This is a genomic window from Kribbella sp. NPDC051952 (genome assembly GCF_040680855.1).
Taxonomy (GTDB): Bacteria; Actinomycetota; Actinomycetes; order Propionibacteriales; family Kribbellaceae; genus Kribbella.
This window is the reverse complement of sequence record NZ_JBFAXQ010000002.1, coordinates 284,092-299,154: the sequence shown is the minus strand read 5'-3', so window position 1 is coordinate 299,154 and position 15,063 is coordinate 284,092. Positions and strand designations below refer to the sequence as shown.

General features: G+C 67.1%; 10 protein-coding genes. 4 read left to right on the top strand and 6 right to left on the bottom strand.

Annotation, left to right across the window (positions count from 1 at the left end):
• Window positions 1–8: 8 nt before the first annotated feature.
• The 5 genes from AB0L70_RS06070 to AB0L70_RS06050 all read right to left on the bottom strand — a co-directional run bounded on the left by AB0L70_RS06070 (window position 9) and on the right by AB0L70_RS06050 (window position 8,832).
• Window positions 9–1,706 (bottom strand): ABC transporter substrate-binding protein, encoded by a 1,698-nt coding sequence (locus AB0L70_RS06070; RefSeq protein WP_363680536.1) that lies wholly within the window; start codon window positions 1,704–1,706, stop codon window positions 9–11.
• A gap of 187 nt (window positions 1,707–1,893) precedes the next feature.
• Window positions 1,894–2,394: an N-acetyltransferase gene (locus tag AB0L70_RS06065; protein WP_363680534.1), complete on the bottom strand. Its 501-nt coding sequence runs from the start codon at window positions 2,392–2,394 to the stop codon at window positions 1,894–1,896.
• A gap of 182 nt (window positions 2,395–2,576) precedes the next feature.
• Entirely contained in the window at window positions 2,577–3,770 is a 1,194-nt protein-coding gene (locus AB0L70_RS06060; RefSeq protein ID WP_363680532.1) for an SWIM zinc finger family protein, read from the bottom strand.
• The gene (locus AB0L70_RS06055) at window positions 3,767–6,004 is read right to left on the bottom strand and encodes a DEAD/DEAH box helicase (protein WP_363680530.1); all 2,238 of its coding nucleotides are present in this window, start codon (window positions 6,002–6,004) and stop codon (window positions 3,767–3,769) included. The genes AB0L70_RS06060 and AB0L70_RS06055 overlap by 4 nt, the downstream gene beginning before the upstream one ends.
• A gap of 947 nt (window positions 6,005–6,951) precedes the next feature.
• Complete coding sequence (locus AB0L70_RS06050) at window positions 6,952–8,832, bottom strand: ABC transporter ATP-binding protein (protein WP_363680912.1); 1,881 nt, start codon at window positions 8,830–8,832, stop codon at window positions 6,952–6,954.
• A 176-nt stretch (window positions 8,833–9,008) separates the two neighbouring features.
• Here AB0L70_RS06050 and AB0L70_RS06045 point away from each other — a divergent pair, with 176 nt between their 5' ends.
• From AB0L70_RS06045 to AB0L70_RS06030, 4 genes are read left to right on the top strand one after another with little or no spacing between them, the layout of a single operon-like run.
• Window positions 9,009–9,779 carry a TetR/AcrR family transcriptional regulator gene (locus AB0L70_RS06045; RefSeq protein WP_363680528.1) on the top strand — a complete coding sequence of 257 codons (771 nt, stop codon included), beginning with the start codon at window positions 9,009–9,011 and terminating at the stop codon, window positions 9,777–9,779.
• 41 nt (window positions 9,780–9,820) lie between these two features.
• On the top strand, window positions 9,821–10,489 hold the full coding sequence (locus AB0L70_RS06040; protein ID WP_363680526.1) for a TetR/AcrR family transcriptional regulator: 669 nt from the start codon (window positions 9,821–9,823) through the stop codon (window positions 10,487–10,489).
• Window positions 10,489–12,222 carry an ABC transporter ATP-binding protein gene (locus AB0L70_RS06035; RefSeq protein ID WP_363680524.1) on the top strand — a complete coding sequence of 578 codons (1,734 nt, stop codon included), beginning with the start codon at window positions 10,489–10,491 and terminating at the stop codon, window positions 12,220–12,222. The genes AB0L70_RS06040 and AB0L70_RS06035 overlap by 1 nt, the downstream gene beginning before the upstream one ends.
• Window positions 12,219–14,300: an ABC transporter ATP-binding protein gene (locus AB0L70_RS06030; RefSeq protein ID WP_363680522.1), complete on the top strand. Its 2,082-nt coding sequence runs from the start codon at window positions 12,219–12,221 to the stop codon at window positions 14,298–14,300. Before AB0L70_RS06035 ends, AB0L70_RS06030 begins: the two co-directional genes overlap by 4 nt.
• Before the next feature lie 45 nt (window positions 14,301–14,345).
• On the opposite strand, the gene AB0L70_RS06025 is transcribed toward AB0L70_RS06030, so the two are convergent.
• Window positions 14,346–14,972, bottom strand: a complete 627-nt coding sequence (locus AB0L70_RS06025) for a hypothetical protein (protein WP_363680520.1) — start codon at window positions 14,970–14,972, stop codon at window positions 14,346–14,348.
• Window positions 14,973–15,063 lie beyond the last annotated feature (91 nt).

Genomic DNA, 15,063 nt, shown 5'->3' with positions numbered 1-15,063 from the left:
CCTGGTGCTCACTTGGCGAATCCTGCGAAGGCCGTCCGGATCACGCCGTCGGGGAAGACCTGGATACCGAGCAGCTTCTTGGTGACGCCGGTCAGGTTGCGCTGGCGGTACATGTAGATCAGCGGGTCGTCCTGCTGCAGCTTGGTGACGACATCGCCGTACAGCTTGATCCGCTGCGCCTTGTCGGTCGCCTGCCGGGCGTCGGTGAGGAGCTTGTCGATGTCCGGGCTGCTGTAGCCGGCCACGTTCTGGCTGCCGGTGGTGCCGACGAAGTTGAAGATGTTCGCGTCCGGGTCGACCCGGCCGGACCACCCGAGCTGCAGGAGTTCGAAGTCACCACGGTCCTGCTGGTCGAGCAGAGCGGCGTACTCGACCGGCTTGATCACCAGGTCGAATCCACCCTCCTTGACCATGCCCTGCAACGCCTGCGCGAGGCGGAGGCTGTCCGGGTTGTTCGAGGTGATCATCGTGACCTTGTACGGCGTGGTCACGCCGGCATCCTGAAGCAGTTGCTTGGCCTTGGCGGGATCGTGCGCGGGGCAGACCTGCGCGGCGTCGGACGTGAACTCGCTCTTCGGGCTCACGGGCGAGCAGGCGACCGTGTTCAGTCCGTTGAAGATCGACTTCACCAGTGCGGCCCGGTCGATCGAGAGGTCGAGGGCCTGCCGGACCCGTGGGTCCTTCGCGATCGGGGTGTCGAGTTGCTTGAGCGGGTTGCCGATGCCGTTCGCGTTCGCGACGTTGATGGTCAGGCCCTGGTACCCGAGCGACTGCGACTGCAGGACGGTCATCGTGTCGTCCTTCTGCAGCGAGGGCGCGTCCTGGGTCGACAGTGAGTCGGCCACCTGCGCGTCACCGGACTTCAGGTTGGCCGAGCGGATGCTCGAGTCGGTGATGATCCGGTACTCGATCGCGTCCAGGTGCACCTTGGCGGCGTCGTAGTACAGCGGGTCCTTGACCACCTTGATCGAGTTCTGCGCGACCCGGCTGGCGAACTTGAACGGGCCGACGCAGACCGGTGCGGTGGAGAAGTTGGCACCGAGCTTGGCGACGGCAGCCGGGCTGAGCACCATGCCGGCCCGGTCGGCGAGTGCCGCGGTGAGCGGGGCGAACGGCTTCGACAGCTTGATCACTACGGTGTTCGGGTCCGGGGTCTCGATCGAGGTGATCGGGCCGAGCTCACTCTTGCGGCCGGAACCGGCCAGCGTCAGGCCGCGGTTGATCGAGATCTTGACCGCGTTCGAGTCGAGCGTGCCGCCGTCGGCGAACTTGACGCCCTGCTTGAGCGGGATGCTCAGGCTGAGGCCGTCCGCGGAGATCGTCGGCAGCGCGGTCGCCAGCTGCGGCACGATCTTGGCGTCGGGGCCGAGGTCGTACAGCTTCTCGCACATCGTGTGGAAGACGTACCGCGAGTACAGGCTGCGGGACAGCGACGGGTCGAGCTTGTCCGGGTCGGCCGACAGCGCAACGGTGAGTGTGCCGCCCTGCTTCACCTGCGCCGCGTCCGCCGGATCACCGAAGACGTCCTGCCCGGCTGGTGACTGGCTGCTGTCGCCGCCGGAGTTGTCGTTGCCGGCCGGTTCCACCGGGGAACAGGCGGTTCCGGCCAGGGCCAACGCGATCACCCCCGCGACGGCTCCGGCCACCGACCTGCGGTGGCGGCTCCAGCTGAAGCGGTTCAGTGACAACGGAAGTCGACGGCTCATGGCGTGCTCCTGAGTAGGCGGTCTCGTCGACTGTTTCATGTATACAAGGTAGGTGCGCAAGTGATTCGGCGAGTTTGGCTGAACCTTTTACCAGTACCCGCCGTACAGCGAATGGAACGTTCAATGCCGACCGCCGCCCGGGCCGCCGGAGACTGACGCACGTCTCCGACGGCCTGGCGCAACTGGGTCAGAGGGTGACCGGGTAGCTGAGATCGCCAGCCGGTACGGCGTGACCGTCGAAGGCGAGCGCCATCATGCTCGGCCCGTCGTACTCCGGGTGATGGACGCCGAACTCGGTCGCCTGCCGGAACCCGAACCGCGGGTAGTACTCCGCGTGTCCGAGCACCACCACGCTCTGCTCACCACGATCACGCGCGGTGGCGAGGGCGGCGATGACGACTGCACTACCGGCGCCTTGCTTCTGGTACGCCGGAAGCACGGCAACCGGCCCGAGTGACAGCAGCGGAGCGTCGCCGATATGACAGCGGGTAAGGGCTGCGTAGGCGATGGGCCGGTCGTCCGGGGTGGTTGCGACGATCAACAGTCCCGGCGACCACGCGACCGGGTCGGCCCGATGCGCGTCGAGGAAGTCGACCTCGAACTGCCGGCCGAACGCCTGCAGGGTGATGTCGCGAATCGGCTCGAGGTCAGCGGGGGTCTCGACGCGGGTGTTCCAAGTGATAGACAACGAAGTCCCTTTCGGGCAAGGGGAACCTGCCTCAGGCAGGTGCCGAGGTGAGCTGGATGATCGGGCACGCGAGAACACCGCTCGAGACCGACATCAACCCACCTCCTTCGTAGTTCTGGTGACCCTACTCGAGTGGTCGTGGATGGCGCATCGGATTTTTCATTCGGTGGCGCATCGGATCTTCATTCGGTGGTCAGTGCGGCGAGTGGGTCGGTGGTGGACTGTGCCGATGGGGTCCAGGTGTCGTCGACCAGGCGATAGGGATGCCAGCGACCACGGCGATCCAGGCGGAGCTGGAGGTCGTTGCTGAGGGTGAGTTGGTTGCCGGTCGTCTCGACGGTGAGGTCGTCGTCCGCCGCGAGGAGCTCGGTGCGGGCGCGGGCCAGCTCGGCCGGATCCGGTGACCAGGTGTGTTCGAGTACGTCGAGGCCGGCGGCGCCGCCGTACCGCCAGGCTTGGATGCCGCGGGCAAGTTCTTCGGATCTGCCGGTTGCCTCGGCGAGGGGTGTGGTCAGCTCGGGGAAGTCGGCTGCCAGTCGGACGGCGTCGGCCCACTCGTCGAGTGGTTGCGGCTCGGGGGTTCCGTGGAGGAGGGCGTGGAGGAGTGCGCGCGCTCGTCGGGCGGCGTCCAGTACGAGGAGCGGAAGAGTGGTTGGCGCGAATCCGGGCGGTGGCTCGATGCCGCTCACCGGTAGGTCGTCGAGGGTGATCTTGGCGGGGAGGTTAGGGGCCTCGGGCAACTCGCCGACCGGGGTCCCGAGTACGTCGTCGAGTGCGACGCCCGGCTCGGTGGGCCTTGGCTGGTCGGTTGCCCTGGACTGGCTGCGGGCTTGGAGTTGGTCGAGGAGGTCTTCGCGGGCCTGGCCGCGCAGCAGCAGGAGGATGAACGGGTCGTCGTCGAGCAACCAGGCAACCTGGTAGCAGAGGGCGGCGGCGTGCTGGCAGGGGAGTTCCCAGGCGTCGCAGGTACAGCTGGGGTCGAGGTCACCGATGCCGGGCAGCAGCGGTACGCCGGCATCCGCGGCCGCCTCGACGAGATCATGCGGCATGTCCCCGTCGAGCAACGCGGCGATGTGCCCCGACCGCTCTGCCACCTGATCGAGGAACCGGCGCCACGCGTCCTCGCTCAGCTGATCCACCCGTACGACGGCTTCGTACGTGTCGTCGGGTGAGTACACCATCGCCCCGATCCGGCCCGCGCTGATCGTGATCGGGCCGACCTGGCCGGAACTCGCGTACCGGCGGCCCTTCTTCAGCTGATTCAGGTCCAGCGAAGTGTCCTCGAGCGCCTGCACCCAGGCCCTCGCCCACCACGAACGCCCCCGGGTACTTCGCCGTTGGGGCCCGAACGCGACGAACCCGCGTGCCGCGCTCATCGTCCACCTCGCAGCTCGACCAGGTCGGCCAGTTCGGTGTCGGAGAGTTCTGTCAGGGCCGACTCGCCGCCGGAGAGGACCGCTTCGGCGAGCTCGCGTTTGCTGCTGAGCATCGCCGCGATCCGGTCCTCGATGGTGCCTTCGGCAATCAATCGGTGCACCTGGACCGGTCGGGTCTGGCCGATCCGGTACGCACGGTCCGTCGCCTGATCCTCGACCGCCGGATTCCACCATCGGTCGAAGTGCACGACATGATCCGCCCGGGTCAGGTTCAGCCCGGTGCCGGCCGCCTTGAGCGACAGCAGGAACACCGGCACGTCACCCGCCTGGAACCGGTCGACCATCTCCTCCCGCTTCGGCACCGGCGTCCCACCGTGCAGGAGCTGTGTACCGATCCCGCGGTCGGCCAGGTGTCGTTCGAGCAGTCGCGCCATGGCGACGTACTGCGTGAAGACGAGGACGGCGCCGTCCTCGGCAACGATCGTTTCGAGGAGCTCGTCCAGGAGTTCGAGCTTGCCGGAGCGTCCGGTCAGTCGGGCATCCTCGCCTTCCTTCAGGTACTGCGCGGGATGGTTGCAGATCTGCTTGAGTCCGGTCAGCAACTTCACGATCAGGCCGCGCCGCGCCATCCGGTCGCTCGCCTGCACCTCCGCCATCAGCTCGCGGACGGTCGCCTCGTAGAGGACCACCTGCTCGCGGCTGAGCGAGACCGGCTGGTCTGTTTCAGTCTTCGGCGGCAGCTCCGGCGCGATGCCCGGGTCCGACTTCCGTCGTCGGAGCAGGAATGGGCGGACCAGCTTCGCCAGCCGTGCCGCGACCTCTTCGTCCTTGTCCGCCTCGATCGGCGCCGCCCAGTGGTTGCGGAACGTCGAGAGCCGGCCCAGCAACCCAGGTGTGGTCCAGTCGAGGATCGCCCATAACTCGGAGAGATTGTTCTCCACCGGCGTGCCGGTCAGCGCTACCCGCGCTTGTGAGGGCACGGTCCGCAGGGCTTTCGCCGTACCGGACGAAGGGTTCTTCACGTGCTGTGCTTCATCTGCGACGACCAGCGCCCATTGATGTTCAGCCAGTCGTACGGCGTCTCGCCGCAGGGTCCCGTACGTCGTCAGGACGAAGCCCTCCCGCGCGTCTTCGAGTGATCTCGATGCCCCGTGGAAGCGGCGTACTGGCGTGCCGGGAGCGAAGCGTTGGACCTCGCGTTCCCAGTTGCCCAGGAGGGATGCGGGACAGACAACGAGGGTCGGGCCGGCGGTGTCGGGGGATTGCTGGCGGTGTAGGTGGAGCGAGATGAGGGTGATGGTCTTGCCGAGGCCCATGTCGTCGGCGAGGCAGCCGCCGAGGCCCAGTGAGGTCATCCGGGCCAGCCAGCGCAGACCGCGGAGTTGGTAGTCGCGGAGGGTTGCGTGCAGACCGGTTGGTGCATCGATGGGCTCATCGGCGCGATCCGGGTCGGCGATGCGGGCGCGGAGGTCGGCGAGCCAGGCGGTCGGGGTGACGGCGATCTGCTTACCGTCGATCTCGGTGGTGCCGGTGAGTGCCGCGCCGAGGGCGTCGATCGCGGTGACGGGCTTGAGGATCCGTTCGCGGGCCTTGCGGGCGAGGTCGGGATCGATGAGCATCCACTGGTCGCGGAGGCGGACGACCGGGCGGGTGGCTTCGGCGAGTTGGTCGAGCTCTGCTTCGGTCAGCGGTTCGCTGTCGGGGTCGTTGCCGAGAGCAACCTGCCAGCTGAAGTCGAGGGTCGCGCCGCCGCCGAAGAAGCTGGGCATGTTGCTCGGTGGGCCGTCCTGGGAGGTGATCGCGGCCCGCGCGGTGAGCGCGCGGCCGAGGCTGCGCGGCCAGTGCACGTCCACGCCGGCGGCGGTCAGTCGTTGCGCCGAGCCGGCGAGTAGTTCGGCAATGTCCTCGTCGGCCAGGTCCATCTGATCCGGTACGGCGGAGTCGAGGAGGCGGCTGAGTGGGGACCACACACGTGCCGCTCGGCGGATCGCGAGGGTGGCGTCGATCCGAGCGCGCGGCCCGAACCCGGGGACGTCTTCGGACCAGACGGCGTACGCGTCCCGGACGAGGGTTGGGTCCTTCAGGCTGTGAAGCTGGACCGCGGCGCTGAAGGCGAGCGAGTCGGCCATCTCGATCCGCAACGAGATCCGCACTCCGGTGTCGAGGCCCACCGACACCTCGTCCGCCCACGTCCGCAACCCTTCAGCCCGCTGCGGCTTAGCACCCGCAAACACCCCGGTCTTGTGCGCTTTACCCGCTGCCGGAGACCGAGGCATCCCGTCAGCCACCGCATCCAAAAACCCCCGCAACAACACCTCAGCCACAGGCACCCGAACCCCTGGAGGGACGGGAGATACGTCGGAGGCAGGAGGAGAGGTGTCGGGTGGGGTGGGTGATGGAACCTCGGTTGGGAGGGGGAGTGCTCGGGCTGAGGGAGGCATTGCTTCGGCTAGGTCTAGGAGTTTGGTTATGTCGGCGGGGTCCAGGGGGCCTACTCGCCAGGTGTCTTGGCCGGTGGGGGAGATGCCGGGGAGGAGTTTGCCTCGGGCAACTAGTTGGAGGGCGGTGAGGGCGGCGGCACCCCAGAACTTCGCCGAGGGGTGTGCGGTGGGTGCCTGGCGCGCGCGACCGAGGATCGGAACGGCCGCGGCGACCGGGAGCTCGATCGCACGAACCGAACGCGGTTCCGCGTCAACGATCAGCTCGAGCTCAGTCTGCTCACCAACTCCGAGGGGGAGTGACCCACCCTCAGGATCCCAGAACGCAACCCGCCCCTCCCGCGGCGGATCCGCCGGCACAAACACCGCAGCAAACCCCACCAACTCCTGCCCCGAACCCACCAACCCCAACACCCTCCAACTCACCCAAGATCAGGGGATCTCCCTGCATCTTGTGGGTTCTCCGCTGCCACACCACCGAAGAACCCACAACTCAAACGGATATCCCTTCGCGAACCCCAGCCCGCCGCCGCACCCACGAGCCCGCTGCCTCAACCAGCCCGCAACCACGAGCCCGTTGCGTCAAACCAGCCCGCAACCACGAGCCCGCTGCCTCTACCAGCCTGCCGCTAACACCTGATGCAACCACGGGTCGTCGGCACCACGGTCCGCCGATTCGACCACGAGCCGGTGCGTGCGAACGCCGCCGCGCTCAGTTTGCGAACCTGCCAGCCGTGGTGTGGCTAGACCGTAAGTGCCTCCGCATCTTCTGTGCCGGGTTGGTCGAATTGGGTTCTGTAGAGCTCCTCGTAGCGACCGCCGGCTGCGAGGAGATCCGTGTGGGTGCCTTGCTCGATGATTTGGCCGGCCTCGATCACCAGGATCTGGTCGGCGGCGCGGATGGTGGAGAGGCGGTGGGCGATGACGATCGCCGTGCGGCCGGCCAGCGCCTCCGTGAGAGCAGCCTGTACGGCGGCTTCGTTGGTCGAGTCGAGAGCCGCGGTCGCCTCGTCGAGGATCACCACCCGCGGTTGGGCCAGCAGCAGTCGCGCGATCGTCAGCCGCTGACGCTCACCACCAGACAACCGATACCCACGCTCACCAACCACCGTGTCCAGCTGATCAGGCAACGACCGGATCAGCTCACCCAACCGCGCCCGAGTCAGCGCATCCCACAGATCGCTCTCCGTCGCCTCTGGACGAGCGAGCAGCAGGTTCTCCCGGATGCTGTCGTGGAACAGGTGCCCGTCCTGCGTCACCATCCCCAACGTGTCTCGCAAAGACTCCGCCGACACGTCCCGAACGTCGACCCCAGCCAGCTTCACCGCACCCGAATCGACGTCGTACAACCGCGGAATGAGCTGCGCGATCGTCGACTTCCCCGCCCCGGACGAACCGACGAGCGCGACCATCTGCCCAGGCTCGGCCCGGAACGACATGTCATGCAGCACCTCGACCCCACCCCGGGTATCGAGCTTCGCAACCTCCTCCAACGAAGCCAGCGACACCTTGTCCGCCGACGGATACGCAAACCGCACGTTGGAGAACTCGACCGAAACCGGCCCGGAAGGCACCTGACCCGCGTCCGGCTTGTCCTTGATCAGCGGCTCGAGGTCCAGCACCTCGAAGACCCGCTCGAAGCTGACCAGCGCCGTCATCACCTCGAGTCGCGCACTCGCGAGCGCGGTCAGCGGTGAGTACAACCGCGTCAGCAGCAACGCCATCGCGACCACCGACCCCGCGTCCAACTGTCCGCGCAACGCATAGAACCCGCCCAGCCCGTAAACCACAGCCAGAGCCAGCGCCGACACCAGCGTCAGCGCGGTGACGAACAACCACTGCACCATCGCCGTCCGGACCCCGATGTCCCGCACCCGCCGAGCCCGGACCGCGAACTCCGCCGACTCCCGCTTCGGTCGCCCGAACAGCTTGACCAAGGTCGCACCCGGTGCCGAGAACCGCTCGGTCATCTGTGTGCTCATGGTCGCGTTGTAGTCGGCCGCTTCCCGCTGCAGCCCGGCCAGCCTGGTCCCGACCCGACGCGCCGGGATGACGAAGACCGGCAGGATGATCAGCGCGAGCAGAGTGATCTGCCAGGACACACCGAGCATCACGACCAGCGTCAGCACGAGCATCACCAAGTTGCTGACCACGCCGGACAGTGTGTCGCTGAACGCCCGCTGCGCACCGATCACGTCGTTGTTCAGCCGGGAGACCAGTGCGCCGGTCCGCGTCCGGGTGAAGAACGCGATCGGCATCCGCTGGATGTGGTCGAACACCGCCGTCCGCAGATCCAGGATCAGGCCCTCACCGATCCCCGCCGACAGCCAGCGCGTGAGCATGCTGATCCCGGCCTCGGCCACGGCGATGATCGCGATCAGCACAGCCAGCTGCAGTACGACGCCGACGGCCTTCCCGCCGACGATCGCGTCGACCACCTTCCCGGCCAGCACCGGAGTCGCGACCGCAAGAACGGCCGCGCCGACACTGAGCACGAGGAACCAGATCAGCTGCCGCTTGTGTGGCTGCGCGAACGCGAGGATCCGTCGCAGTGTGGCCCGCGAGAACGGGCGTCTCTCGTCCTGGGCGTGCATCGCGTGGTACAGCGAGTTCCACGCGGTCATTTCCATGCTCACGGTTGCGCTCCGCTGGATCGGTCGATCGGAAAGTCGATGATTCCGGACACCACCGACAAAATCGACGCTAGAACCTCGACATTGCTTTAGGTCAACCCGTGGTTAACTGAGTACGCTGTACGAAGTAGTCGCACGAGTGTAGCCACTTCGAGAGAATCGCGCACATGAATCAGGAGTACAGCGGCAGCGGCGACCCCGCGAGGAGTCTCGAACTGCTCTGGCGCCGCCGCCCACAGCCGACGCGCGGGCCGAAGCCGGCGCTGACGGTCGACCAGATCGTCGAGGCCGCGCTCCGGGTCGCCGACACTGAGGGACTCACCGCGATGTCGATCCGCCGGGTCGCCGAGGAGGTCGGGTCCGGTGCGATGACGCTGTACCGCTATTTCCCCGGCAAGGGGGAACTCCTCGACGTCATGCTCGACACCGTGTACGGCGAACTTCCGCGGCGCGACGTGGACGGCGACTGGCGGGCCAGGCTGGACGAGGTCGCCCGGGAGAACCGCGAGCTGTACCTGCGTCACCCGTGGATGCTGCATGTCGCCGTCAGCCGGCCGCCGCTCGGGCCGAACGTGATGGCCAAGTACGAGTACGAGCTGGCCGCGATCGAGGGGATCGGGCTGACCGATATCGAGATGGACGACACCGTCGCCCTGGTCAACGGCTACGTGCACGGCGCCGTGCGTACGGCGGTGGAGGCGCGGCAGGTGATCCAGCGCTCCGGGATCACGGACAAGGAGTGGTGGCTGGCGCACGTACCTCACCTGGACCAGATCGGTGATACCAAGAAGTTCCCGCTCGCATCCCGGGTCGGAACGGCCGTCGGGAATGAGTTCGACGCTCCCTACGACTCCGATCACGCGTTCGAATACGGTCTGGAACGGCTCCTGGACGGCGTTTCTGCGCTGGTGGAGATCCGGTCTGCGCCGCAAGGTTGAATGTGCTTGTGAGTGAGTACTCACTCAGTTAATCTCGATGCGTGACTCCACGAGCGACACCACTACCACCCGAGGAACGACGCGCCGCGATCGTCCGGGCCACGTTGCCGTTGCTGGAGGAGTACGGCACCGAGGTCAGTACGAAGCAGATCGCCGAGGCGGCCGGTGTCGCCGAGGGCACGATCTTCCGCGCGTTCGGCAGTAAGGACGCGCTCGTCGACGCCACGCTGGCGGCCGCGATGGACACCACGGATCTGATCACGGCACTCGAGCGGATCGACCGTTCACTGCCGCTGCGGGAGCGGACCATCGCCGCCGTCGAGCTCGGCCAGAAGCGGCTGCAGGGCGTGTTCAAGCTGATGTTCACGCTGCGCATCCGCCGCCCACCCGATCTGAAGTCCACTCCGATGGACGAGGCCCGCCGCAAACGGCAGGCGGACCTCGCCAACGCGGCGTTCGCGGACCTGCTCCGGCCGGACGCGGACCAACTGAAGGTCGCACCCGAGGACGTGGTCCGGATGATCGGGATGCTCACCTTCTCCGCAACCCACCCAATGATTTCCGGCGGCGCTGTGCTGACCGCCGAAGAGATCGTCGACTTCGCGTTCGACGGTCTCCGCAAGCACGACAACGGTCAGCCACTGGCCACCGAGGACATCGCCGAGTACGCGCTCGACGGTGCCCGCCATCACGACTCTGGGGATGATTGATGTTACTTCGCGTCTTGCGTACGCACCTGCGTCCGTACGCAGGAAACCTGTCCTTGGTGGTGGTCCTGCAGCTGGTCGGGACGATCGCCTCTCTCTACCTGCCCAGCCTGAACGCCGACATCATCGACAACGGCGTGGCCAAGGGTGACACCGGCTACATCATGGGCACCGGCGGCTGGATGCTCGGGGTCAGCCTGCTGCAGATCGCCTGCACGGTCACCGCGGTGTACTTCGGCGCCAAGACGGCGGCCTTGTTCGGTCGCGATGTCAGGGCGGCGGTCTTCCACCGGGTCGGGGAGTTCTCGGCCCGCGAGGTGAACCAGTTCGGCGCACCGACGCTGATCTCGCGCAGCACGAACGACGTCACCCAGATCCAGATCCTGGTGGTCACCACCTGCACGATGCTGGTCGCCGCACCGATCACGATGGTCGGCGGCGTGTTCATGGCGGTCCGCGAGGACGTCGGCCTGTCCTGGCTGGTGGCCGTCGCCGTACCGCTGCTGGCGATCTGCGTCGGCTTCATCGCCAGCCGGATGGTCCCGCAGTTCCGGAAGATGCAGAAGAACATCGACGGGGTCAACCGGGTCCTGCGCGAGCAGATCACCGGCATCCGCGTGGTTCGCGCCTTCATCCGCGAGCCGCACGAGGTCGAGCGGTTCGGTGCGGCCAACCAGAACCTGACCGACACGGCCATCAAGGCCGGCCGGCTGATGGCGCTGGTGTTCCCGACCGTGATGCTGATCCTGAACGTGTCGAGCATCGCTGTGCTCTGGTTCGGAGCGTCGCGGGTCGAGAACGGGACGATGGAGGTCGGTGCGCTGACCGCGTTCCTGAGCTACCTGATCCAGATCCTGTTCTCGGTGATGATGGGCGTGTTCGTGATGATCATGGTGCCGCGCGCCTCGGTCTGCGCGGACCGGATCGCCGAGGTGCTCGACACCGAATCCTCGGTCCAGCCGCCGGTCACGCCGATCAGGACCTTCACCGGGCGCGGCCAGCTGGTCTTCGAGAACGCGTCGTTCAAGTACCCGGGTGCCGCCGAGCCGGTGCTGCGCGACATCAACTTCGTCGCGTCGCCGGGTCAGACCACCGCGATCATCGGTAGTACCGGCGCGGGTAAGACGACGTTGCTCTCACTGGTTCCGCGGTTGTTCGACACGACCGGTGGACGCGTGCTCGTCGACGGGATCGACGTACGAGATATCGCTCCGGAGGCACTGTGGGAGCGGATCGGGTTGGTGCCACAGCGTCCCTACCTGTTCTCGGGGACGGTCGCGAGCAACCTGCGGTACGGCAACCCGGACGCGACTGACGACGAGCTCTGGGAAGCGCTGGAGATTGCCCAGGGCAAGGACTTTGTCCAGGCGATGCCGGAGGGGCTGGACTCGCCGATCGCACAGGGCGGTACGAACGTCTCCGGTGGGCAGCGGCAGCGGCTCGCGATCGCGCGGGCGCTGGTCCGCAAGCCCGAGATCTACCTGTTCGACGACTCGTTCTCGGCGCTCGACCTGTCCACCGACGCCCGGCTGCGGGCCGCGCTGCGGCCGATCACGGCGAACGCCTGCATGGTCATCGTCGCGCAGCGGGTCTCCACGATCATCGACGCCGACCAGATCGTGGTGATCGAGGACGGCGCGATCGTCGGCAAGGGTACGCATCAACAGTTGCTCGAGGATTGCCCGACGTACGTCGAGATCGTCGAGTCCCAGCGTTCCGCGGAGGAGGCGGCATGAGCGAGGAGAACAAGACTCCGCCGTCCTCTCCGAATGGGGAGACGGCCAAGTCCAACGGGCAGGCTCCGGAGGGTGGAGCCAAGACGGTGAAGGCGACCGAGCGGCCGACCACCGGCCGCGCGTTCGGCCCTCCGGGTGGTATCCCGGGGGACAAGTCGATGAACTTCCTCCCGTCGGCCAAGCGCCTGCTCGGCCGGCTCCGGCCGCACCGGCTGCAGGTGAGTGGTGTCATCCTGCTCGCGATCGGCAGCGTCTCGCTGTCGGTCATGGGTCCGAAGATCCTCGGCCGGGCGACCGACCTGATCTTCGCCGGTGCGATCGGCAAGCGGCTGCCGAGCGGGCTGACCAAGGAGCAGGTGATCGAGCAGACCCGGGCCTCCGGCAACGGCCGGCTCGCCGACCTGCTCGGCGGGATCGACCTGATCCCGGGTGTCGGCATCGACTTCGATGCCCTGCGCAACGTTCTGCTGACGGTGCTGGCGCTGTACGTCGGTGCCTTCTTCCTCTCCTGGATGCAGGGCTACATCCTGAACGGCGTGGTCCAGCGGACGATCCTGAGCCTGCGCTCCGACGTCGAGGACAAGCTGAACCGGCTGCCGCTGAGCTACTTCGACGGAGCACCTCGCGGTGAGCTGCTCAGCCGGGTGACCAACGACATCGACAACATCTCGACCAGCCTGCAGCAGACGCTGAGCCAGTTGCTCACCTCGCTGCTGACGGTGATCGGCGTGGTGACGATGATGTTCGTGGTCTCGCCGCTGCTGGCGCTGATCGCCCTCGTGACGATCCCGATCTCGATGGTGCTGACCGCGGTGATCGCGAAACGGTCGCAGACCCGGTTCGTCGCGCAATGGCGTCATACCGGCGCCTTGAACGGCCAGATCGAGGAGGCGTTCACCGGGCACGAGCTGGTGAAGGTCTTCGGCCGGCAGAAGGAGATCGAGGAGAGCTTCGCGAAGAAGAACGAGGAGCTGTACCAGGCCGCGTTCGGTGCGCAGTTCATCTCCGGTCTGATCATGCCGGTGATGATGTTCATCGGGAACGTGAACTACGTGGTGATCGCGGTCGTGGGTGGTTTGCGGGTCGCCTCCGGCACGATGTCGCTGGGTGATGTGCAGGCCTTCATCCAGTACTCGCGGCAGTTCACCCAGCCGCTGACCCAGGTGGCCTCGATGGCCAACCTGCTGCAGTCCGGGGTCGCCTCGGCCGAGCGGGTCTTCGAGGTGCTGGACGCCGAGGAGCAGGTGCCGGACGACGCGACGCCGGAGAAGGTGAGCAATGCTCGCGGGCGGGTCGAGTTCGAGCACGTGTCGTTCTCGTACGACCCGGCCAAGCCGCTGATCACCGACCTCAGCCTGGTCGCCGAGCCCGGCCAGACGGTCGCGATCGTCGGCCCGACCGGGGCCGGCAAGACCACGCTGGTCAACCTGATCATGCGGTTCTACGAGCTGAACGGCGGACGGATCACGCTCGACGGTGTGGAAATCACCGAGCTGACCCGGCACGACCTGCGGTCGCGGATCGGCATGGTGCTGCAGGACACCTGGCTGTTCGGCGGCACGATCCGGGACAACCTGATGTACGGCAACCTCGACGCCACCGAGGAGGACATGCTGGCCGCGGCCAAGGCGACGTACGTCGACCGCTTCGTGCACAGCCTGCCCGACGGGTACGACACGGTGATCGACGAGGAGGGCAGCAACGTCAGCGCCGGTGAGAAGCAGTTGCTCACCATCGCACGCGCGTTCCTGGCCGACCCGCAGCTGCTCATCCTGGACGAGGCCACCAGCTCGGTCGACACCCGCACCGAGGTCCTGGTGCAGCGGGCGATGGCCGCGCTGCGGTCCGACCGCACCAGCTTCGTCATCGCCCACCGGCTCTCCACGATCCGCGACGCGGACCTCATCCTGGTCATGGAGAACGGTGCGATCGTCGAGCAGGGCAACCACCAGGAGCTGCTCGTCGCCGACGGTGCCTACGCCCGCCTCTACAACGCCCAGTTCAGCGGCGCGGTAGTGGACGTGGACGAGGAAGCCGCCGCGATCGCTGCTCCGGTGCGAGCACCAGCACGCAGCTGAACAACAAGAACGGGCGCCACCCCATCCAGGGGTGGCGCCCGTTTCTCAGTTCGTCGGTACGACCAGATGCGGCTTGAGCGCGAGCAGTACGCCGACGGTCGCGTAGCCGATCAGGAGATGACCACCGCCGACCCACCGGGCGACGTCGTCGCCGAGGATCACCATCGACGGGATCGCGACGATCGCCCAGCTCTCGGCGATCAGCGGCCACCACCGTAGAGCCCCGCGCCACCGACCGGCCACCGCGATCTTGATCGCGATGAGGGCCATGCCCATCATCGACAGCGGCCAGCAGATGTCCATCGGGACCAGCCACGCGGCGTCCTGCAGGTTCGACGGCAGCACCCCGTGCAGCAGCGACCAGACGCTCGCGATACCGAGGATCACCGCCTCCACCTTCAGCAGTACGACGGACTTCCCGGTGGCGCGGGTCTGGTACTGGATCGCCAGCAGGCAGAACACGCCCAGCTGGAACGCGAGCCCGGTCAGGTCGCCGATTCGTTCGGGCACCCCCTCGGTCACCGTGGTGAACGCGAAGATGCTCGCGGCCCACAACAGCGTCCCTGCGGTCAGCCCCAAACCCAGCTGCCGGATGGTGCGTTCGGACAGACCAGCTGTGGCCGTCATCGCCGGTGCCACATCAGTGCGGGCCCTGGCGGGTGTCGTAGTCATTGCGGTTCCTCCCCTTGAGGTGTGGTTCATGTCCACTGAGTCTTCGGGGCACGCCGACCCGCACGGCAGAGCCCACGGTCCCGATGCGGCG